Raw genomic sequence first — 20,384 nt, 5'->3', positions numbered from 1 at the left:
AGTTACCTTCAGGTCTTAACGGAACGGCGGTTCGTTGAACGTACGTAATTTACGGGAGTGCAGTCGGTCGCCTTCAGCACGCAGACGATCGATAGCCCGGATACCTATTTGCAGATGCTCAGAAATGGCACCTTCATAAAAACGGTTGGCCTGACCAGGCAGTTTGATCTCACCGTGCAGTGGCTTGTCGGAAACGCACAGCAGCGTGCCGTACGGAACGCGGAAACGATACCCCTGAGCGGCGATGGTGGCGCTTTCCATATCGATAGCCACTGCGCGGCTGAGGTTGAAACGCAGCGCAGAAGCGGAATAGCGTAGCTCCCAGTTACGATCGTCGGTGGTGACGACGGTACCGGTACGCAGGCGCTGTTTAACCTCTTCACCGGGCATACCGCTGACTTCTTTGGTCGCGTCATACAGTGCGCGTTGAACTTCCGCTATGCTCGGAATTGGAATGTCCGGCGGCAGTACGGCATCCAACACGTGGTCGTCACGCAGATAAGCGTGGGCCAGAACATAGTCGCCGATCGCCTGGCTTTCACGCAGCCCGCCACAGTGACCAATCATCAGCCAGACGTCAGGACGCAGTACAGCCAGATGATCGCAAATGGTTTTGGCGTTAGACGGGCCAACGCCGATATTAACCAGCGTGATCCCCTGACCGTCGGCGGTGATTAAATGCCAGGCGGGCATCTGATGTTTCTTCCAGGCGAGATCGGAGATCGCTTCTTCAGGCGCTTCAGTTTCAGCGGTGATCCAGATCCCGCCCGCGCAAGAAAGCGCGATATATGGGCTATCAGGGTCGAGGATCTGGCTGCACCCCCAACGCACAAACTCATCGACATAGCGGGTGTAGTTGGTGAACAGCACAAACGGCTGAAAATGTTCAACCGGTGTTCCCGTGTAGTGGCGTAGTCGCGCCAGCGAAAAATCTACTCGTCGGGCGTCGAAGTGTGACAACGGGGAGAATTCCGCCGGATGATAGGTACCGTCTGCTGTTTCATCGCCAATCTGTGACAGCTCGGTTGTGGGGAAATGGCGCGTTAGGCCGGCGCTCATCGAGCGGTCGAGCGTCAGTTCAGAACCGTCAATGACATACGGATAGGGAATTTCATGCTGCGACGGCTCGACGGAGATATGCGCATCATAATCCTGATACAGCAGCGTGAGTTGTTCTTCAAGATACGGACGAAAAAGCGACGGACGGGTAATCGTAGTGGTGTAGCAGCCCGCATGGGTAAAACGACCATAGGCGCGGGTTTTCGGGGGATTGGTGGCGCTGCCATCCCAGGTGACACACAGTGATGGGTAAACAAAAAGACCGTTATGGCGGGCGATTACATCAGGGAGCGTCCCTGTTTCAATATACTTACCAATGGCGCTACGCAGTGCTTTAACCGACTGCTCGTACAGCGCGTCCAGTTTATCCAGTGCCTGAGCCGGGGTCAGGCTGGAGCCCTTATTGTTCATGTCTGTCTCCTTGTTCCACAGATGTACTGCTCTCCCGATAGTATGTCACAGGAATGTGAAACAAAAGTCAGACGTTGAGGAAGATTGTGCGAAGACCGGACGGCCTCCGCACTCAGGCTTAACCGTGCTGCTTATCCCGCATCAGCAATGCTGTAGTGGCGGAAATAAGACAACCCGCCATCAGATAAATGGCCACACTGTGCCAGTCTCCGCCGGAAAATGTCACCAGTGCAGCAGCAATGAAGGGGGTAAAACCGCCGCCAACCACACTTGCTACCTGATAGCCAACGCCCGCGCCGCTGTAGCGATAGCTTGCGCCAAACAAACCGGTAAACATAGGCTGCTGCACGCAGACCACCATATCGTGTGCAATGTTGGCCAACATAATCGCGAAGAACACGATCCAGAAAATGGATTGCGCTTCTAACGCCATAAAGAACGGGAATGCGCTGAGCGTCCCGACCAGTGCGCCGGTAATGTAAACGCGCCGGCGACCAAAGCGGTCGGCGAGCCAGGCAAAGCAGGGGATGGTCAGACAGCTCAGCCCACCCACCAACAAGCCGATATTCAGAAACAGTTCGCGAGGTAAGCCCAGATTCTGCGTGGAGTAATTAAGGGCAAACGCGGTGACGATATACATCGTCAACAGTTCACACAGGCGCAGAGCGATAATTTTCAAAAACGCACCTGGATGACGGATTAACGCCTCTACTACCGGTAGTCTCTTTTTCTCTGGTTGCGGTGCCTGCTTCTGCTGTTCGAATTCGGCCGATTCATCCATTCGGTTACGCATCCACAACGCGCCCAATACCAGCACGATGCTGAACAGGAATGGAATACGCCAGCCCCAACTCAGGAACTGCTCATCGGTAGTTTGCGAGCTAATCAGCGAGACCAGACCGGTAGAAAGCAGTAGCCCGACGCCATAACCGACCTGAACGCCGCTGCTGTAGAACGCTTTTTTATTTTTCGGCGCGCTTTCGACGGAGAGCAACGCCGCGCCACCCCATTCACCGCCAACGGCGAATCCCTGAATAGCACGCAGCGTCACCAGCAGAACGGGAGCCCACCAGCCAATGGCGTCAAAGGAAGGAATGATCCCTATCAGTGCAGTGGCGATCCCCATCATCCAGACGGTGAGCATCAGCATACGTTTACGCCCCAGACGATCGCCGAAGTGGCCGAAGATCACCCCGCCTAACGGGCGGAACAAAAATCCGACGCCAAAGGTAGCAAATGCGGCAAGTGTCCCCATCGCCGGGCTGACTTGCGGGAAGAACTCGCGGTTAAAGACCAGTGCGGCAGTGATGCCGTAAAGCAGAAAATCATACCAGTCGACCACGGCACCCGCGAAGCTACCAAGCGCAGCGCGTCGGGCGCGGTTAAGCGAAGAGGCGTCCTGTTGGGGACCCGTGGAGGTGAGGGAGGAATCCATAGTTATCCTGTCTGTACTGTTTTTTGTTATTAGTATTTGAGTTGGGTTACACACATTGCAGTCGCAATATTAACGACCGTTATGAGATTACCGCGACAGACGAGAAGTGAAAACGATTATCTCCCTCATCTGATGGCAACATGAAAAATAAGACGAATGAGAAATCTGAACCTGGTGGAATCGTGGCCTGTCAGGAGTGTTCTGATTTCAGGCGGAGCATTAGGAGCGCTGTATTTGGGGAAGTTATAAACCCACTTTCATAATGGTATACGGAGATTCGGTGAAACCACATCGCTCATAAGCACGAATCGCACGCCCGTTATCTCCGTGGACATATAAGCGAAGCTCCAGTGCCTTTTCTGATTTAGCTTCTTTTGTAAGATGTTTGATGAGCTCATCAGCTAATCCCATCCCACGATGCTCCGGGGCGATATAAAAGCTTTGGATCCACCAGTAGTCATTTCCATGAAAAGCACTCCATTCTTTTACGACAGAGGTATTGGCGATCACTGTTCCTGAAGAATCTTCCATGGCCCAATATTTTGAACGTGGGTTTTCACAAAACGCCGAGGAAACGCCACGCTCCACAGCAACAAGGTCAATCACTGAACCTTCAGATTCTTGTGCTTCCTGAGTGGTGAATTCGATGATTTTGTTGATATCGTCAGGGGTAGCTGGTCGAATAAAGTAGTTCGTAAGTCTGGCTCTCATTAGCGTTGCATCGACCCGTTGAACTCACAGCACGGAGCGGACATTGCTGACTGAGCTGAAGGTCCGCTGTGAGCGAAATATAGTCATTCGTACCCTGAGAATTACACTTTGAAGTGATTCAGGGTATGCGCTTACTGGTTACGAATATTGAGCGAGAATCATGTGATGATCGCCGCTTTTCTTTCGAGCCAGTAGGTGCTCCACGTTCGCTAACGAATACTCAGGGCATGCAGATAAACTGCTGGCTATATTTCTTTCGAAGAGCGTGGAATGCATACCAATCCCCGATAAAAAGGAGTTGGTGATGACTGTGACTAATCAATTTGCTGCGCACGTTGGTCTGGACTGGGCTGATAAAAAACACGATGTCTGTGTTCAGTTTAAAAACGGTGAACGCGTATTCGATGTGATTGAACATACAGCAGAAGCGCTTGATGCCTGGCTTACTGAGTTACACCAGAAAGTAAAAGGTAGAATCGCAATAGCTCTCGAACTGAAGAAGGGCCCCGTGGTATATGCTCTTCAAAAATACCCCTTTATCACCGTTTTCCCCGTCCACGCATTGTCCCTGGCTCGTTATCGGCAAGCCTTCTCGCCCAGCGGCGCTAAAGATGATCCGCAGGATGCCGAGCTGGCATTAGAGTTAATGCTGCGTTACCCCCAGAAGATAAAAGCTATTGAACCCGACAATGCGGATATTCGCTTACTGCCCTTACCGAGCAACGTGTTGCGAGTATTGATAATGCGATCCCATTGACTACAGACCCGAGTGTTATAGAGGCTAATGCTTTGATGGCAGCAGCACTGGCGACACAAATTAAAGTCGTGAGTGAAATCATCAAAACCTATGACGAACGAATCGAAACGCTGTTTGACACATTGCCAGATGCGGGGCTGTTCAAATCACTTCCGGGCATGGGACCGTGCATGGGCCCACGGATGCTTGCTGCACTTGGTGATAACCGTGACCGGTTTAACAGCGCTGAAGAAATTCAAAACTACGCAGGTATAGCACCGGTGACCGAACGAAGCGGCCAAAAATCCTGGGTTCACTGGCGATGGCAATGTGCCAAGTTCGTCAGGCAGACCTTTGTTGAATGGGCTGCCAAGACGGTTAATTCATCATACTGGGCCAAACTGTATTATCAGGGCCTCAGAGAAAAGGGCAAATCTCATCAGTCTGCGATCCGGGCACTGGCGTTCAAATGGATAAGGATCATTTACCGCTGCTGGAAGGCCAGAACCTGTTATGACGAAGCGAAATATTTGCTGGCTCTCGAAGCGAGACACTCGCCCTTACTGAAGCCATAAAAAGCTTGTCGAATGTCTCAGGGCGTGAAGCGGACGCCCGCATAGCGTTAACAGGCGTCCGATATTTTGAAGTGGGCAGATTACTTAACTCGTTTACCCGTTTCGTCAATGACCTTCTCACCATCCTCTTTGGTAAACACTCCTTTCTGACCTTCCGGTAGAATATCCAGCACCATTTCGGAGGGACGACAAAGACGTGTGCCGATCGGTGTCACTACAATCGGCCGATTAATCAGGATCGGATGCTGAAGCATAAAATCAATCAACTGCTCATCAGAAAACTTGTCTTCATCAAGACCCAACTGCTCATAAGGTTCGACGTTCTTACGCAGCAATGTACGTACTGAAATGCCCATATCTGAAATCAGTTTGCTAAGTTCATCACGAGTCGGGGGAGTATCGAGATAATAAATAATGGTTGGTTCGTTACCGCTGTTACGGATCATCTCCAGCGTGTTACGTGAGGTGCCACAGGCTGGATTGTGATAGATGGTAATGTTGCTCATATCTGTATCTCATTACAAAGTGATGGAGAGCCGCAACGCCAGCGCGGCCAGAGTGATAAACAGCACGGGCAGAGTCATGATAATGCCGGTGCGGAAGTAATATCCCCATGTAATCGTTATATTTTTCTGGGCAAGCACATGCAGCCAAAGCAGGGTTGCCAGACTGCCAATCGGGGTGATTTTCGGGCCTAAATCGCAGCCGATCACGTTGGCATAAATCATTGCCTCTTTGACGACGCCAGTCGCCGTACTCCCATCAATCGACAGCGCGCCAATCAGCACTGTCGGCATATTGTTCATCACCGACGACAGGAACGCGGTCAGAAAGCCGGTGCCAAACGTTGCTGCCCATAATCCCTTTTCAGCCAGCAGGTTTAGCACGCCAGACAGATACTCCGTTAACCCTGCATTGCGGAGGCCATAGACAACCAGGTACATGCCCAGCGAAAAAATAACGATCTGCCATGGCGCACCGCGCAGGACTTTTCCGGTGTTGATGGCATGACCTCTTTTCGCCACTATAAACAGTACTGCTGCGCCAGTAGCCGCTATCGCACTGACCGGGATCCCCATAGGCTCCAAAACAAAGAAACCGACAAGCAGCAATAACAGGACAATCCAGCCCACCCTGAACGTTGCCGGATCTTTTATCACACTGGCAGGAGTCTTCAGCAGCGAAACGTCATACGTCGCCGGAATGTCCCTGCGGAAGAAGAGATGCAGCATGACTAGCGTGGCCGCAATCGCTGCCACATCTACGGGGATCATAACGGAGGCATACTGCGTAAAGCCCAGACCGAAAAAGTCCGCCGAGACGATATTCACCAGGTTAGAAACAATGAGCGGCAGGCTGGCCGTATCTGCTATAAATCCTGCGGCCATCACAAAGGCCAGTGTTGTGCCCTTGCTGAATCCCATTGCAAGCAGCATCGCAATCACAATTGGTGTCAGAATCAGCGCGGCGCCGTCATTGGCGAACAAAGCAGCGACAGCGGCACCGAGCAACACTATCCAGGAAAACAGCAGGCGACCACGCCCGTTACCCCAGCGGGAGACGTGCAGTGCGGTCCACTCAAAGAAACCGGCCTCATCGAGTAGCAGACTGATGATAATGACCGCAATAAATGCCGCTGTCGCGTTCCAGACGATATTCCAGACAACGGGAATATCATTGATATGGATGACACCGGTTACCAGCGCCAGCACAGCCCCGATACTCGCACTCCAGCCAATGCTCAAGCCTCTGGGTTGCCAGATCACCAGTATCAGCGTCAGTAAAAATATACTCCCTGCCAAAAGCATCTCAGACTCCGTTATATATGATTATGTAAATGTGTTTTCATTTCTCAACAGGAGGTGCAGGCTGATTTATCCAGCCATTCACGCACATCCTCTCGCATACACTGCCAGGACGTTGTGATTGTCTCAGCTGCCCATGCCGGTATGTGGGGTGACAGACGATAATGGATCCATTTGCCTTCACGACGATCCAGAACCAACCCAGCCTCGCGAAGAATAGCCATATGTCGCGAGACTTTGGGCTGTGATTCGGAAATGGTTGCGCAGATATCACAGACGCACAGTTCTCCTGACTCCCGGAGAATCATGACGATGGCGAGCCGGGTTTCATCCGACAGGATTTTGAAAAGCTGAACAGGTTGTAGCATTTTTCACTCCGTTCCCTTTAGAATATACATATGGTAAATCATATGTGTTAAATTTGAAATCATCTGATCTCTCCGGAGTAGAAAAATGGAACAATTTCCAGCACTGAATAGTGAATGCTTTGATCAACACATCGCCGAGCGCCTGCACCTGCACGAGCCGCCGCGGATTCTGATCCTATATGGCTCAGTTAGAGAGCGCTCCTACAGCCGCTTTGCTGCGGAAGAAGCTGGTCGCCTGCTGGCAGCGATGGGCGCGGAGGTAAAACTATTTAATCCCTCAGGTTTACCCCTGCCGGATGATGCGCCAGATACACATCCTAAAGTCGCCGAGCTGCGCGGTCTGGTCAGATGGTGTGACGGGATGGTGTGGAGTTCTCCGGAACGGCACGGGGCTATGAGCGCAGTTATGAAGGCGCAGATTGACTGGATACCATTAAGTGAAGGCGCAGTTCGTCCTTCGCAGGGCAAAACACTTGCGGTAATGCAGGTTTGCGGAGGTTTACAGTCCTTCAATGCAGTGAACCAGATGCGTATTCTGGGCCGGTGGATGCGGATGTTTACGATCCCTAACCAGTCCTCCGTAGCCAAGGCATGGCAAGAGTTCGACGAAAACGGACGAATGAAACCTTCGTCATGGTATGACCGCATTGTCGATGTAGCCGAAGAGCTGTTTAAAATCACTCTGCTGCTTAAGGGGCAAACCGGCTATCTTGCGGATCGTTACAGCGAACGAAAAGAGAACCATCAGGAGCTTTCATCCCGTGTCAATCAGGACAAAATATAACGTTGTTCTTTGCATAAGCTTAACAACGTCGGCTATTGGCACACCGCGGACGTCGGTATGAAGCAACCCAGCGCCCGTTAATATTAAGCGGAAAGATGAATTAGCGTGTCTCCCCGTTTCGTCATCCTCTTCGCGTTTTACTTAATCCTGCCTTTGTTGCTGTGCATACAGCGACGTGTTATCACTCGGTAAACTGCATTTCACGGGTTGCTATGGTGCAGAGAGTAATCCCTGAACACCGTTGTCTGCGGTTTATGAACCGATGATTCATATGGTTTTGACTGGTTCTAAACGCATGATGGTTGATGACAGAACGCTGCAACATGATCCAGCCCAGAACCGTTGAAATGTTACCTGGGCGGACTGAAGTCATCGTAGCACGAGTGATATAACCGGCGACCTGTTGAAGCCATGGTACCATTACAGACTGTATCATCTACCTCACTACACACATCGGCCTGCCAGATACCGGTTCGGGGTGTATCTCCGTATCCACGCTGAATACGGTTCTCAGCAATCCAGGGTTCATCACCACTTCTGGTGTGCCTTGCGCCATAACATGTCCGTTCGCCATGACCACCAGATGGTCGCAGTACCGGCTGGCCTGATTAAGGTCGTGCAGCACGGCGACTACCGTTTTCCCCTGAGCCCGGAGTTCCCCCATCAGCCGCATCAGTTCCACCTGGTGATTGATATCGAGATAGGTGGTTGGCTCATCGAGTAGTACAACGGGCGTATCCTGCGCCAGGACCATCGCCAGAAATGCGCGCTGTCGCTGACCGCCAGAAAGATCAGTTAACCGTCGTTCGGCAAGATGTTGGATCCGCGTCTGGCTCATAGCATCATGGACCCGCGTATTGTCTTCAACGGAGAGACGCCCCCAGAGTGACAACCACGGGTTGCGACCGTACGAAACAAGCTCCTGGACGGTGATCCCCTCGGGAGTTAAATGGTGCTGGGGCAGCAGCGCCAGCCTGCGGGCTAGCTGGCGTGATGAGAGCGTATTGATGGCACTATCGCCGAGAAATACGCCACCGGACTGCGGTGTTAACAGTCGTGAAAAACAGTTTAACAACGTTGATTTCCCGCAGCCGTTGGGGCCGAGCAGGGCGGTTGTCTTCCCTGCTGGTAGGGCGAGTGAAACACCATCAAGCACCTTGTTTGTACCGTAACAGACCGTCAGATTTTCAGTTCGTAATGTCATTTATCGCATTCTCACAAGCAGCCAGACAAACCATGGTGCACCGATAATGGCGGTCAGCACGCCAGCCGGAAGCTCCAGCGGGGGATGAATAATTCGTGCCAGCAGGTCGGCAATCACCAGTAGCAACGCACCTGTCATGGCCGAAATGGGCAGCAGCCAGCGGTGACGTCCACCTGTAATGCTGCGCACCATATGCGGCACCACGAGACCAATAAAGCTAATTGGGCCGCAGACTGCCACGCCGGTCGATGTCATGGCGACGGCCAGTAGCAAAGCCTGGAGCCGGATACGCGGCACCGACACACCGAGCGTGGTGGCGCGCGCATCGCCCAATGCCAGGAGGTCGAGATCGCGGCAAAAACGCAGACTCAGCGGCAGAAACAAAATCAGCAGCGGGGCGGCTATTTTCACAAAGCTCCAGTCACGGCCCCATAAGCTGCCGGTCAGCCACAGCAGGGCGCTGTTCACATCCTGTGGACGCGAAAGCATCAGATAATCCGTCAGACTGGCCCAGCAGGCAGAGAGCGCAACACCCGTGAGCGCCAGCTTCATCGGCTGACTGGTGTTCGCCAGCATTCTCAGCAGGATCAGGCCCGTTATGCCTCCGGCAAAGGCCAGCAGCGGCAGAGCAATCACCGGTAGTGACGGTAAGAGAAGCAGTGCGCCTACAGAGGCAAGGCTGGCGGCATGGTTTACGCCGAGAATATCCGGCGATGCCAGAGGGTTACGCACGATCCCTTGTACCAGCACGCCTGCCACCGCGAGGGCTGCACCGACAAGCAACGCCAGCAGTAGCCGCGGCAGGCGGTAGGCCGTTAACACGTAATGATATTCGCGCCCGGTCTGCCAGTCGGTCAGCAGGGCACGCCAGGGAACGGCGATCACCCCCATTTGTAACGACAGAACCGAAAATCCTGCCAGCGTGAGGGCGATGAGAATGACTATCGCAATTTTCATCCACGCCTCCTGACCAGCCAGACAAAACAGGGCGCACCAATCAGCGCCACTACTGCCCCCGCGGGCAATTCGCCGGGGAAGGCCAGCGCTCGGGCCAGAACATCAGCCAGCAGCAGCAGCGTGGCGCCCATCAGCATGCTCATCGGCAGGACTTTGCGCTGATCGAATCCCACCCAGAAGCGAGCCAAATGCGGCATCAGGAGACCGATAAACGCCACCGGGCCTGCCACGCTGACGCAGGTACCGACCAGAAGCAGCACCAGAATATTGATGATCAAACGGAGCTTCGGCAGATTCACCCCCAGCGTGCGGGCGGTGCTGTCACTGACGTTAAGCAGGTTCAGTTGATTAGCCAGCAGCAATACCACCGGTACAGCAACCGCCACCATTGGGAAAAGCTGCCAGAACTCCTGCCAACGTGCGTGGGATACGCCTCCCGCTAGCCAGTAAAAAATGCCGTAAGCGTGATCTTCCGTCAGCAGCAGGGTGATGCGGGTAAGGGCCATACAGAAAGCCGAGAACGCGATGCCCGCGAGGATCAGTTTGTTTCTGTCCTGGGTGTGGCGAAATCCACCACCTGCGGTCATCACCATCAGCCAGCTTACGCCGCCACCGCAGGCGGCGATAAAGGCGATGGAGTAACCCGTAACGGGCGCAGGGCTGATAGCGCTGGTAAGCGCCATCGCCAGCGCTGCGCCACTGTTAATACCGAGTAGTGAAGGGGAGGCCATTGCATTATGCGTCAGGGTCTGCAGCAGCGTTCCCGCCAGAGCCAGGCTTGCGCCGATCAAAATGGCGACTAGGCTTCTCGGCAAACGAAGGTTTTGCACCAGCGCTTGTGGAAGCGTCGGCGTATGGCCTGGCAGCAGGGCGTGAATGGCATCAACGCCAGAAACAGGAATGGCCGAGTAGCAAAACAGACTCAGCCAGAAGATAGCGATAAGCGCGACAAGGGGAAGCCCCCACTGTAGCGCTGGATGTTTGAAAACTGTCATTTCACATCGGATAAAGGCTGGTGGTGAAAGATTTTTACCGTGTCGCTGGCAATACGTTCGGCTGCGAAAATGCCGCGCATTCGCGCCCAGGCGTTACTGTCGACCGACGCCGTCTGCTGCTTCTGCGCCGCAGTTAACATCTGCCACAGCGGGTCTTGTTGCCAGCGTTTCACGATGCTCTCTTCACGATAGTGCGCGACCAGCAGCCATGCCGGATTGAGCGCCAGCAGCTGTTCCAGACCGATGGAAGGCATAGACGAACCCGCCATAGCCGCAGGCACCGTCAGCCCCAGAGAGGTCAGGACGCCCCCGGTCCAGGTCTCCTGCGTGTGCAGGTTGAACTGCTGCTCTCGGGACGTACCAAACACCACCATCGTGTCTTTTGGCAGTTGGCTGGCCCACTCTGACATCTGTTGTTGGTGTTGCGCCAGGCGTGACTGCATCTGTGCCTTTTTACCCACGATTTCACCGATGATGGCCGCAGACTGAAGATTTTCAGCGTAGGTTTCATTGCGGGACTTGAGCAGCAGCACCGGTGCGATTTGCTGTAAGGCGCTGTGAATACCCGCATGGCGGCTGCTGTCGGCAATGATCAGATCCGGTTTCAGCGCGCTGATGGCTTCTAAACTCGGCTGCGCACGCGTGCCGACAGACTGCCAGGGTTTCAGATGGGTACGAACCTCTGGAAGAATGCGCATGGCATCGTTATCGTCGGCAATGCCGACCGGACTGACATCGACAGCAGCCAGTGCGTCCGCGAACGACAGTTCCAGCACCACTATCCGTTGTGGCGTTTTATCAAGCGTAAAGGTGCCATGTTCGTCATGAACCGTGGCGGCAAAAGCATGGCCGGTGAGCAGCAGAGCGGCGAATAGTGTGCGTAATGGTGTGAACATGTAAATTGCCTGCGTCGGGTGGCGTTTCGTTTGCCCGACCTACAAAACAGCATGCAGGCCGGGTAAACGGGGTTTAGAACTTCAACGAACCCTGCATATACAGCGTGCGCGGCTGGCCTGCGTAGATGCCTTTGTTGTTGTCGTCGTAAGAGCGGGTGAAATACTCTTGGTCGAAGATATTTTTCACGCCGAACGCCAGGTTCAGGTCTGCCATCTGTGGACCAAAGTCATAGGCTACGCGTGCGCCCCAGAGCATAAAGCCAGGGATGCGACCGGTACTGCCGTCAGCGCTCTCTTTAACAGTGTTGGCGTTATCCGCAAACTGGCTGGACTGGAAATCGCTATTCAGGTTGAAGGTCCAGCTACCCGGCTTATAGTCCACGCCCAACGTGCCTTTGTGTTTTGGCGAGAACGGCACCTGATTGCCATAGGTATCGCCTTTCTCGCGGATCTCAGCGTTCACATACGCATAGCTTGCGTAGACCGAAACGTTGTCGAGCGTTGGCGTCAAAGTGCCGAGATCATAGCGAGCCTGGGTTTCCAGCCCGGTATGGCGTGTTTTACCGCGTGCCGTAACGGTGTCGTTGGTTTGGTTGGAGTCGTACTGATTATTAAAGTTAATCAGGAACAGCCCCATTTCCGCCGTCAGCGCGCCATCGTCGTATCGGGTTCCGAGCTCCCAGGTTCGCGCTTTTTCCGGTTCCACATTGCCGCTTTGCACAGCCTTGCCAATTTGGCTGTACTGTACGGTGCCGAATGAGCCTTCAGTGTTTGCATAGAGATTCCAGCTATCAGTCAGGTGGTAAAGCACGTTTAGCGCCGGAAGTGGGGCGTTGTAGCTCACTTCCTCATGTGTGCCTTTGATGGCGTTGTTCTGGTATGACTCGATATGTTCAAAGCGCATACCCGGTGTGATAGTCCAGTTGCCAATGTCGATTTTGTCATCCAGATACCAGGCGTGCGCTTCGGTGCCGGAACGAGTGTCGCGATCGTAAGGGCTGGCGCTGGACGGGAGTTGCCCGCTGCTGGTGGCGGTGTAGTAACGCATTTCGTGCGTTGACTCGCTCACATAGCGGTATCCCACGCCCACTTCGTGCGCGGAAGGACCCACCATAAAGCTCTGGCTGTAGCGCGGTTCAATGCCGCGTACCCAGTAGTTACGCGGTGAAAGGGTGAGGCGTTTGCCCTGTTCCAGGTAGCCGCTGCGCAGAGTTTCAGTGTAGAAGCCCTGAATATTGAATTTATGCTGGCTGTCCGGCTGGAACTGGTAGCCGAGGCTCGCCAGCTTGCGGCGCCCCCAGAAGCGATCGTAAGGGCGCGTGGATTGCCAGCGGTCGGCGTCGTAATCCGCGCGAGACAGGCCGCCGGGCATGTCAGCTTCACCGTCGTAGTATTGCAACAGACTGTTGAAGGTATGCACTTCGTTTGGCGCATATTTGCTTTTCAGCATCAGGTCGTCGATGCGGGTCGCGCTGTGTTCGCGCCAGTCGCTTCCACGTGTGCCGGAGTAAAGCAGGGCGGTACCAAAACCGTTATCCGCCGTGCCGCCCACCATCAGGTTGTGCGTTTCTTTTGGGTTATTTTGTGAAGATGTTGGGCTGAGCTGGCCTTCCACGCCGGCTTCCATGCCGAAGTCTTGCGGAATAGCGCGGGTAACAAAGTTCACCACACCGCCCACGCTCTGTGGCCCGTAACGCACCGCGCCACCGCCGCGAACCACATCGATGGCGTCCATATTTCCGAGTGAGACAGGCGCCAGTGAAAGCTGCGGCTGGCCGTAAGGGGCAAACGGCACGGGAATACCGTCCATCAGTACCGTTGAACGACTGGCCAGGCGCGGGTTCAGGCCGCGAATACCAAAGTTCATCGCCAGATCGTGGCTACCGGTGCCGTTGTTTTCTGGGGCGGTAACGCCAGGAATGCGGTTCAGTACCTCGCGCATGGATGTTGCGCCGGTTTTGGCGAAATCCTCACGGCGGATAACGTCACGTGCGCCAGCATGTTCGAAAACGTCGTTTTCGCGCGCATCCCCCAGCCAGTCGCCCACTACGGTCAGGGCATCTTCTTGCGGTGTTGGTGCGGGCTCCAGCGTCCAGCTGTTATTACCCAGCGGTTTCACCTGCAGGCCACTACCGTTCAGCAGGTGTTGCAGGCCGGTTTCGACGTCGTAGTCACCGTGAAGACCGTTACTCTGTTTGCCGCGCGTCAGGCTGGCGTCAACCGACAGGGTAATTCCGCTGAGCGCGGCATACTGATTAAGGGCTTTGTCGAGCGAACCCGGTGCAATATCAACCTGCGCTGCGAAGGCGGATAACGACAGCCCGGCCAGCGGCAGCAGGCTCAGGCGAACGGCGTTAACCAAAGGTGTTGTTTTGCGAAAAACGCGTAAAGGCGTCATACCTTCTCCATCATCATTTTTGTTGTGTTCATCTATGAGTCGAATGAGAAGGGGAAAAAGGACAATAGAAATGAGAATTATTTTGCTTACAATGCGGAAATATTTACCCAGTATCGCGTAACTGACTGAATTTTCACTGGAAGAGTCTTGGCAATAACATCCAGGATTGCATCAGTATTTTTCAGCGGGAAAGTGCCACTCAGGCGTAACCCGGCCACAGCCGGATCGCAGCGCAGCACGCCGTTGCGATAACGGCTCAGCGTGGCAATCACTTCACCCAAAGGTTTATCGCTGAAGCTCAGAATGCCCTGCGTCCAGGTGGCGCTTTCATCATCCGCTGAGGCTATTGCACCAAATTCAGACGCGCTAAACTGCAGGCTCTCGCCAGCGCTGACGATGCGTTTTTCCTGCGGACGATTTGCCAGTAAGACTTCAACAGCGTGTTGTTGAACGACAACGCGTGTGACGTTGTCCTGCTGGTAGACGGTAAATTCTGTGCCTAATGCGGTGAGCTGGCCCTGGCGGGTCACAACGCGGAAAGGTCTCTGCTGCGCGTCTTTTGCGGTGGTAATAGCAATTTCGCCGTACCAGAGATGGACAGCGCGTTGACGCGTATCAAAACGAACGTCCGCGGCGCTTTGTGTGTTGAGCGTCAGCAGCGAGCCATCTTCCAGCCGCTGATGGCTGACCGCGCCTTTGGCGGTGCGGTAATCCGCGCGCAGACCTTCACCGGCTTCAGATTGCCAGAGCTGCCAGCCGCCGCCTACGCCAAGTAGCAGCAGTAGCCCTTTCATGACATGACGACGGGTAAGGCGCGTATCGTGCAGCGCCCGGCTGGCGACATCGCCCGGTACGCGGCTGAGCTGGCTGCGCAGGTTTTCAACCTGTTGCCAGGCCCACTGATGATCTTTGTCCTCTTCGTACCATTGTTGCCAGCGCGCTTCTTGCTGTGGGCTGACACGCTCGCCGCTCAATACAGCATACCAGTGCGATGCCGAGCGCAATGCCTGGCGGCGAGAATCAGTGATAGAAGCGTTCACAGGCCGTGCTCCAGACGAAACAGCAGACAATGTTCGATAGCCTTTGCCATATACTTTTTCACCGAGCTGACGGAGATACCGAGCTTCAGCGCGATCTCGCTGTATGTCAGACCATCCAGTTGCGAAAGCAGAAACGCTTCTCGTGTTTTTCCGTTCAGCCCGTCAAGCATGCTGTCGATGAGTTGCAGGGTTTCGAGCTGGCTCTCGCGTTCCTCGGGGGAAGGCGCGAGCGCCTCCGGCATAAGCGCCAACATCTCCAGATAGGCTTTTTCCAGCGCGTTTCGGCGAAACAGGTCGACCATCACCCGTTTGGCGAGAGTGCACAGAAAGGAGCGCGGATCGCGGATCGTCGAGAGCGAGTCGCTGCCCATTACCCGTAGAAAAGTGTCCTGGGCAATGTCATCTGCATCAAAGGCGGACTGGAGTTTGCGCGTCAGCCAGCTTTTCAACCAGCCGTGATGTGCGCCATAAAGCGACTCGAGCGTAAAGGAAGCAGTGGTAGTGGCGTGGTCAGACATGTGGAATGTATCAAAAGTTAATTATCACGCGTTTATAGTAATATGAGAATGGTTATCATTACAATTATAAATATAATTGTATTACGTTGAACTTCTTAATGCTTTGTTATTTATAAAAATGTTATGAGGTGGATATCGGATGGGAAGGGGGAGTCTGCTTTTGGCATGTGACGGTTGGAATGACATCTGACCATGTCTGCTGTGAGCATGGAGCAGACGAATGCTTTAAAGCATGCTGAACTCTTTAAAAGTAAACCGTTTTTGGGAGGACACCGAGAGCAGAGCAGCTGTTACTTTTCGGGAAAAGGTGAGTTGCGGATCAGGAAATGCTCAATCGAGTCGATTAAACCGGGAGCTAAGGGGAGCGCGGGTTCAGTGTATGACGCGATATTCGCTTTGCGATCGTCCGAAGTCACCTCTTTCATAACATGGTTCATATTGGGCAGTATAACCAGGGACGCTTGAGGATTCGCGGCCTTAAGCAGTCTTGCATCCGTTTCTTCCACCTGGAGATCGCGTTGCCCTTGTAGCACTAACACGGGTTTGGAAATACTCGAAATGAGATGACCCGGATTATATGAAAATGCATTGATCAAAAACCCCTGAACAGCAGGATTAAAGATACTTTGCAGTGCTGGGTGAATATTCGTAATATCGACTCGCCGCCGATGCTCCAGAGCATCAATTATCGGCAGTGCCTGCTTTAATAGAATTTCATTTTCCGGATTAGCGTTAAGTTGCCCCCTCAACACCTCGCCCATCGGCCTCCCGGGCGTTGCGATAAGAATCACACCGCACACATTCTCTTCTTGAGCCGAGGCAAGTGCGACTACGCCCCCTTCACTGTGCCCTAAAACCCAAATACAGGGGGGGTGCATGTGACGTCTAAGCACGTCTACCCAGGATCGAACGTCGTCAACATAGTCAGCAATCGTCACCGCATTGGCATCCTCTACGGCCATTGCGCTAGCGAACATTCCACGTTTGTCGATACGAAGCGTCGCAAAGCCTTTGGCAGCAAGGCCTTCAGCAAGAAGTCGGTAAGGCGATGCATTCACACCAAGCGGGTTGTTTCCATCCCGATCGGTTGGCCCGGAGCCAGGAATGATAAGAACAACGGCTGTTGGTTTTGAATTCGGGGTGAGTAGCGTGCCTTTCAAAGGGCCTTTTGGCCCTGCGGCATCCAGGACAGTTTCGGAAAAGGTCACCGGTACTGCCGCCAGACTCACAAATGGGCAAGCGCCCAAAAGGGCAATTGAGGCGGCAATATTCATCGGAGATATTCCTGTGAAATTCAGCGTATCCGTCAATTTATATTATAAATATGGCCTGCTCTCCATGGATTAATATATCAGCGGCGATAGAAAAGCCCTCTGCTGGCACAGAGCGGAGGTACTGGGTGAGTTTAAAGTCTGCAGTGAGCGAAGTATAGTCATTCGTACCCTGAGAATTACACTTTGAAGTGATTCAGGGTATGCGCTTACTGGTTACGAATATTGAGCGAGAATCATGTGATGATCGCCGCTTTTCTTTCGAGCCAGTAGGTGCTCCACGTTCGCTAACGAATACTCAGGGCATGCAGATAAACTGCTGGCTATATTTCTTTCGAAGAGCGTGGAATGCATACCAATCCCCGATAAAAAGGAGTTGGTGATGACTGTGACTAATCAATTTGCTGCGCACGTTGGTCTGGACTGGGCTGATAAAAAACACGATGTCTGTGTTCAGTTTAAAAACGGTGAACGCGTATTCGATGTGATTGAACATACAGCAGAAGCGCTTGATGCCTGGCTTACTGAGTTACACCAGAAAGTAAAAGGTAGAATCGCAATAGCTCTCGAACTGAAGAAGGGCCCCGTGGTATATGCTCTTCAAAAATACCCCTTTATCACCGTTTTCCCCGTCCACGCATTGTCCCTGGCTCGTTATCGGCAAGCCTTCTCGCCCAGCGGCGCTAAAGATGATCCGCAGGATGCCGAGCTGGCATTAGAGTTAATGCTGCGTTACCCCCAGAAGATAAAAGCTATTGAACCCGACAATGCGGATATTCGCTTACTTCAGCAACTGGTTGAGCAACGTCGTCAGTTGGTTGAAGATAAACGACGCTTTGTGAACCGGATAATCAACACGCTTAAACAGTATTATCCTCAGCCACTGGAGTGGTTCTCACATCGGGGTAGCTTACTGTTGTGTGAGCTGATTATCCGGTGGCCCAGTCTGCAACAACTGAAACGAGCCAGACGCGACACGATCCGCAACTTTCTGAATGCCAAAGGTGGTCGCGCTATGGCCCTTACCGAGCAACGTGTTGCGAGTATTGATAATGCGATCCCATTGACTACAGACCCGAGTGTTATAGAGGCTAATGCTTTGATGGCAGCAGCACTGGCGACACAAATTAAAGTCGTGAGTGAAATCATCAAAACCTATGACGAACGAATCGAAACGCTGTTTGACACATTGCCAGATGCGGGGCTGTTCAAATCACTTCCGGGCATGGGACCGTGCATGGGCCCACGGATGCTTGCTGCACTTGGTGATAACCGTGACCGGTTTAACAGCGCTGAAGAAATTCAAAACTACGCAGGTATAGCACCGGTGACCGAACGAAGCGGCCAAAAATCCTGGGTTCACTGGCGATGGCAATGTGCCAAGTTCGTCAGGCAGACCTTTGTTGAATGGGCTGCCAAGACGGTTAATTCATCATACTGGGCCAAACTGTATTATCAGGGCCTCAGAGAAAAGGGCAAATCTCATCAGTCTGCGATCCGGGCACTGGCGTTCAAATGGATAAGGATCATTTACCGCTGCTGGAAGGCCAGAACCTGTTATGACGAAGCGAAATATTTGCTGGCTCTCGAAGCGAGACACTCGCCCTTACTGAAGCCATAAAAAGCTTGTCGAATGTCTCAGGGCGTGAAGCGGACATCTCAACTCATTGGTGTTCCTGTCTATTGATATGAAAGCCCGGAACGGCAAGCGTCTGGAACAAATACCTGCGGCTATTATGAATGAAGTGTTGGCCAGGCTAAGTTGAGGTTTTGATATGCGCAATGAGCAATGTCATAAAAGCAAAAAGCCTGCTTAGTTTCCTGAGCAGGCTTCTTAAATATGGCTCCTCTGACTGGACTCGAACCAGTGACATACGGATTAACAGTCCGCCGTTCTACCGACTGAACTACAGAGGAATCGTTTGAACGAGGCGCATATTAGCGAGGGTGGTGAGGCTTGTCAAAGGGGTAAATACATTTGTGTGTTCGTTTGCTGACAAAATCAGCAAAGCGGCGATCTTTCCGTCTTTTTATGCTTTTGCCCCATTCTGGTGCGTGTCTACCTCTTCCAGGGCAGACTGAATGAGATACTTAGGTGTGCAGAATGATCTTTCTCCGCTTTTACTCCTGACTTTACGCGGCTTTAACCGTAAAACACCGTTTTAGACGAAAGTGGCAAGCATCTTGCAGTCCTGAATTTAATGACTGCCAGCACGGGTTCTGGTATTCCGACAGGAGGCAAAATGAACTTCAGACGACTGAAATATTTCGTGAAAATCGTCGATATTGGTAGCCTGACCCAGGCAGCGGAAGTGTTGCACATTGCGCAACCCGCGCTGAGCCAGCAGGTCGCTACGCTGGAAGGTGAGCTGGATCAGCAATTGCTGATTCGTACCAAGCGTGGCGTCACGCCGACGGAAGCAGGAAAAGTGCTATATACCCACGCCCGGACGATTTTACGTCAGTGCGAACAGGCGCAACTTGCGGTTAATAACGTGGGCCAGACCTTGAGTGGACAGGTCTCTATCGGCCTTGCGCCGGGGACAGTCGCGTCATCCATTACCATGCCGTTATTACAGACGCTACGTGCCGAACTGCCTGATGTGCTGGTCTATTTGCATGAAAACAGTGGGGCAGTGCTGAATGACAAGCTGCTCAGCGGGCAATTAGATATGGCAGTGCTCTATGAGCGTTCACCTGTGGCGGGCATCAGCAGTCAACCATTGCTTAAAGAGGATCTCTACCTGGTCGGCACGCGTGAGTGTCCTGGCCAAAGCGTCGATTTAGCCGCGGTGGCACAGATGAATTTGTTCCTGCCACGGGATTACAGCGCGGTTCGCCTGCGCGTGGATGAAGCATTTTCGCTACGTCGCTTAACGGCTAAAGTGATTGGCGAAATTGAGTCTATCTCCACCCTAACGGCCGCCATTGCCAGTGGTATGGGTGTCACAGTGTTGCCTGAGTCGGCCGCCCGTTCATTATGCAATGCGGCTAACGGCTGGATGGCACGCATCACAACACCATCGATGAATCTGCCATTATCGTTGAACGTATCAGCCAGAGGGAGCTTATCGCCCCAGGCGCAGGCCGTGAAGGAGATCCTGTTGTCGCTGGTCAGCCGTCCGGCGCTGGAAAATCGCGAGCTGCAGCTGGTCAGCTAAACCTTATTCCCACAAGGAATAAGATGCAGGTTTTTATTATTTGTTATGCCGGGCATCAGA

At 53.2% G+C, this 20,384-nt stretch carries 18 protein-coding genes, 1 tRNA gene and 2 pseudogenes; 6 read left to right on the top strand and 15 right to left on the bottom strand.

Going from position 1 to position 20,384, the window contains the following annotated elements:
* Window positions 1-15 precede the first annotated feature (15 nt).
* The 3 genes from IB222_RS14075 to IB222_RS14065 all read right to left on the bottom strand — a co-directional run bounded on the left by IB222_RS14075 (window position 16) and on the right by IB222_RS14065 (window position 3,616).
* Window positions 16-1,470: an AMP nucleosidase gene (locus IB222_RS14075; protein WP_032942969.1), complete on the bottom strand. Its 1,455-nt coding sequence runs from the start codon at window positions 1,468-1,470 to the stop codon at window positions 16-18.
* Window positions 1,471-1,588: 118 nt separating this feature from the next.
* The gene (gene shiA, locus IB222_RS14070; RefSeq protein WP_126318477.1) at window positions 1,589-2,905 is read right to left on the bottom strand and encodes a shikimate transporter; all 1,317 of its coding nucleotides are present in this window, start codon (window positions 2,903-2,905) and stop codon (window positions 1,589-1,591) included.
* 243 nt (window positions 2,906-3,148) lie between these two features.
* The gene (locus tag IB222_RS14065; RefSeq protein WP_149385028.1) at window positions 3,149-3,616 is read right to left on the bottom strand and encodes a GNAT family N-acetyltransferase; all 468 of its coding nucleotides are present in this window, start codon (window positions 3,614-3,616) and stop codon (window positions 3,149-3,151) included.
* A 304-nt stretch (window positions 3,617-3,920) separates the two neighbouring features.
* Here IB222_RS14065 and IB222_RS14060 point away from each other — a divergent pair.
* Window positions 3,921-4,927, top strand: a pseudogene (locus IB222_RS14060) (transposase).
* 80 nt (window positions 4,928-5,007) lie between these two features.
* Here the strand turns inward: IB222_RS14060 and arsC are convergent.
* Genes arsC through IB222_RS14045 form a run of 3 tightly spaced genes read right to left on the bottom strand, consistent with a single transcriptional unit; the run spans window position 5,008 to window position 7,100 of the window.
* Window positions 5,008-5,433, bottom strand: coding sequence for a glutaredoxin-dependent arsenate reductase (gene arsC / locus IB222_RS14055; RefSeq protein WP_148362119.1), 426 nt, complete (start codon window positions 5,431-5,433; stop codon window positions 5,008-5,010).
* A gap of 12 nt (window positions 5,434-5,445) precedes the next feature.
* Window positions 5,446-6,735 (bottom strand): arsenic transporter, encoded by a 1,290-nt coding sequence (locus IB222_RS14050; RefSeq protein ID WP_148362118.1) that lies wholly within the window; start codon window positions 6,733-6,735, stop codon window positions 5,446-5,448.
* 44 nt (window positions 6,736-6,779) lie between these two features.
* A complete protein-coding gene (locus IB222_RS14045; RefSeq protein WP_047041444.1) occupies window positions 6,780-7,100 on the bottom strand; it encodes a transcriptional regulator in 321 nt (106 codons plus the stop codon).
* An 85-nt stretch (window positions 7,101-7,185) separates the two neighbouring features.
* On the opposite strand from IB222_RS14045, the gene arsH reads away from it, so the two are divergent.
* Together arsH and IB222_RS14035 are read left to right on the top strand one after the other, a co-directional pair.
* A complete protein-coding gene (gene arsH, locus IB222_RS14040; protein WP_149385153.1) occupies window positions 7,186-7,884 on the top strand; it encodes an arsenical resistance protein ArsH in 699 nt (232 codons plus the stop codon).
* 262 nt (window positions 7,885-8,146) lie between these two features.
* A complete protein-coding gene (locus IB222_RS14035) occupies window positions 8,147-8,230 on the top strand; it encodes a hypothetical protein (protein ID WP_348652543.1) in 84 nt (27 codons plus the stop codon).
* 90 nt (window positions 8,231-8,320) lie between these two features.
* Here the strand turns inward: IB222_RS14035 and fecE are convergent, their stop codons facing one another.
* The 8 genes from fecE to IB222_RS13995 form a co-directional block, all read right to left on the bottom strand.
* Window positions 8,321-9,088 carry a Fe(3+) dicitrate ABC transporter ATP-binding protein FecE gene (gene fecE, locus IB222_RS14030; protein WP_003832212.1) on the bottom strand — a complete coding sequence of 256 codons (768 nt, stop codon included), beginning with the start codon at window positions 9,086-9,088 and terminating at the stop codon, window positions 8,321-8,323.
* Window positions 9,089-10,045 carry a Fe(3+) dicitrate ABC transporter permease subunit FecD gene (fecD, locus tag IB222_RS14025; RefSeq protein WP_149385154.1) on the bottom strand — a complete coding sequence of 319 codons (957 nt, stop codon included), beginning with the start codon at window positions 10,043-10,045 and terminating at the stop codon, window positions 9,089-9,091.
* The gene (gene fecC / locus IB222_RS14020) at window positions 10,042-11,040 is read right to left on the bottom strand and encodes an iron-dicitrate ABC transporter permease FecC (RefSeq protein ID WP_149385155.1); all 999 of its coding nucleotides are present in this window, start codon (window positions 11,038-11,040) and stop codon (window positions 10,042-10,044) included. The genes fecD and fecC overlap by 4 nt, the downstream gene beginning before the upstream one ends.
* Window positions 11,037-11,936 carry a Fe(3+) dicitrate ABC transporter substrate-binding protein FecB gene (locus IB222_RS14015; RefSeq protein WP_149385156.1) on the bottom strand — a complete coding sequence of 300 codons (900 nt, stop codon included), beginning with the start codon at window positions 11,934-11,936 and terminating at the stop codon, window positions 11,037-11,039. Before IB222_RS14015 ends, fecC begins: the two co-directional genes overlap by 4 nt.
* A gap of 73 nt (window positions 11,937-12,009) precedes the next feature.
* Window positions 12,010-14,334: a TonB-dependent Fe(3+) dicitrate receptor FecA gene (fecA, locus tag IB222_RS14010; protein WP_126318465.1), complete on the bottom strand. Its 2,325-nt coding sequence runs from the start codon at window positions 14,332-14,334 to the stop codon at window positions 12,010-12,012.
* Between the two features lie 86 nt (window positions 14,335-14,420).
* Entirely contained in the window at window positions 14,421-15,374 is a 954-nt protein-coding gene (gene fecR / locus IB222_RS14005) for a ferric citrate uptake sigma factor regulator FecR (protein WP_128317709.1), read from the bottom strand.
* Complete coding sequence (gene fecI / locus IB222_RS14000; protein WP_008784388.1) at window positions 15,371-15,892, bottom strand: ferric citrate uptake sigma factor FecI; 522 nt, start codon at window positions 15,890-15,892, stop codon at window positions 15,371-15,373. Before fecI ends, fecR begins: the two co-directional genes overlap by 4 nt.
* 290 nt (window positions 15,893-16,182) lie before the next feature.
* The gene (locus IB222_RS13995) at window positions 16,183-17,166 is read right to left on the bottom strand and encodes an alpha/beta fold hydrolase (RefSeq protein ID WP_149385157.1); all 984 of its coding nucleotides are present in this window, start codon (window positions 17,164-17,166) and stop codon (window positions 16,183-16,185) included.
* A gap of 379 nt (window positions 17,167-17,545) precedes the next feature.
* On the opposite strand from IB222_RS13995, the gene IB222_RS13990 reads away from it, so the two are divergent.
* Together IB222_RS13990 and IB222_RS13985 are read left to right on the top strand one after the other, a co-directional pair.
* On the top strand, window positions 17,546-18,784 hold the full coding sequence (locus IB222_RS13990; RefSeq protein ID WP_000219087.1) for an IS110-like element ISEsa2 family transposase: 1,239 nt from the start codon (window positions 17,546-17,548) through the stop codon (window positions 18,782-18,784).
* Window positions 18,785-18,842: 58 nt separating this feature from the next.
* Window positions 18,843-18,929 (top strand): annotated as a pseudogene (locus IB222_RS13985) (type II toxin-antitoxin system PemK/MazF family toxin); the annotation flags it as partial.
* Between the two features lie 75 nt (window positions 18,930-19,004).
* On the opposite strand, the gene IB222_RS13980 reads toward IB222_RS13985, so the two are convergent.
* A tRNA-Asn gene (locus IB222_RS13980) sits at window positions 19,005-19,080 on the bottom strand.
* Between the two features lie 326 nt (window positions 19,081-19,406).
* On the opposite strand from IB222_RS13980, the gene nac reads away from it, so the two are divergent.
* Window positions 19,407-20,324 carry a nitrogen assimilation transcriptional regulator NAC gene (gene nac, locus IB222_RS13975; protein ID WP_008784390.1) on the top strand — a complete coding sequence of 306 codons (918 nt, stop codon included), beginning with the start codon at window positions 19,407-19,409 and terminating at the stop codon, window positions 20,322-20,324.
* The last annotated feature ends 60 nt before the right edge of the window (window positions 20,325-20,384 follow it).

The sequence above is a fragment of the Citrobacter sp. C13 genome (genome assembly GCF_014596815.2).
Lineage (GTDB): Bacteria > Pseudomonadota > Gammaproteobacteria > Enterobacterales > Enterobacteriaceae > Citrobacter > Citrobacter portucalensis.
The sequence above is the reverse complement of the archived record's forward strand: the minus strand, read 5'-3'. Positions and strand labels throughout refer to the sequence as shown.

Bases quoted from the DNA above. Each gene is read 5' to 3' on its own strand.
- IB222_RS14075 (WP_032942969.1), bottom strand. From the start codon at position 1,470: ATGAACAATAAGGGCTCCAGCCTGACCCCGGCTCAGGCACTGGATAAA.
- shiA (WP_126318477.1), bottom strand. From the start codon at position 2,905: ATGGATTCCTCCCTCACCTCCACGGGTCCCCAACAGGACGCCTCTTCG.
- IB222_RS14065 (WP_149385028.1), bottom strand. From the start codon at position 3,616: ATGAGAGCCAGACTTACGAACTACTTTATTCGACCAGCTACCCCTGAC.
- arsC (WP_148362119.1), bottom strand. From the start codon at position 5,433: ATGAGCAACATTACCATCTATCACAATCCAGCCTGTGGCACCTCACGT.
- IB222_RS14050 (WP_148362118.1), bottom strand. From the start codon at position 6,735: ATGCTTTTGGCAGGGAGTATATTTTTACTGACGCTGATACTGGTGATC.
- IB222_RS14045 (WP_047041444.1), bottom strand. From the start codon at position 7,100: ATGCTACAACCTGTTCAGCTTTTCAAAATCCTGTCGGATGAAACCCGG.
- arsH (WP_149385153.1), top strand. From the start codon at position 7,186: ATGGAACAATTTCCAGCACTGAATAGTGAATGCTTTGATCAACACATC.
- IB222_RS14035 (WP_348652543.1), top strand. From the start codon at position 8,147: ATGATTCATATGGTTTTGACTGGTTCTAAACGCATGATGGTTGATGAC.
- fecE (WP_003832212.1), bottom strand. From the start codon at position 9,088: ATGACATTACGAACTGAAAATCTGACGGTCTGTTACGGTACAAACAAG.
- fecD (WP_149385154.1), bottom strand. From the start codon at position 10,045: ATGAAAATTGCGATAGTCATTCTCATCGCCCTCACGCTGGCAGGATTT.
- fecC (WP_149385155.1), bottom strand. From the start codon at position 11,040: ATGACAGTTTTCAAACATCCAGCGCTACAGTGGGGGCTTCCCCTTGTC.
- IB222_RS14015 (WP_149385156.1), bottom strand. From the start codon at position 11,936: ATGTTCACACCATTACGCACACTATTCGCCGCTCTGCTGCTCACCGGC.
- fecA (WP_126318465.1), bottom strand. From the start codon at position 14,334: ATGACGCCTTTACGCGTTTTTCGCAAAACAACACCTTTGGTTAACGCC.
- fecI (WP_008784388.1), bottom strand. From the start codon at position 15,892: ATGTCTGACCACGCCACTACCACTGCTTCCTTTACGCTCGAGTCGCTT.
- IB222_RS13995 (WP_149385157.1), bottom strand. From the start codon at position 17,166: ATGAATATTGCCGCCTCAATTGCCCTTTTGGGCGCTTGCCCATTTGTG.
- IB222_RS13990 (WP_000219087.1), top strand. From the start codon at position 17,546: ATGACTGTGACTAATCAATTTGCTGCGCACGTTGGTCTGGACTGGGCT.
- nac (WP_008784390.1), top strand. From the start codon at position 19,407: ATGAACTTCAGACGACTGAAATATTTCGTGAAAATCGTCGATATTGGT.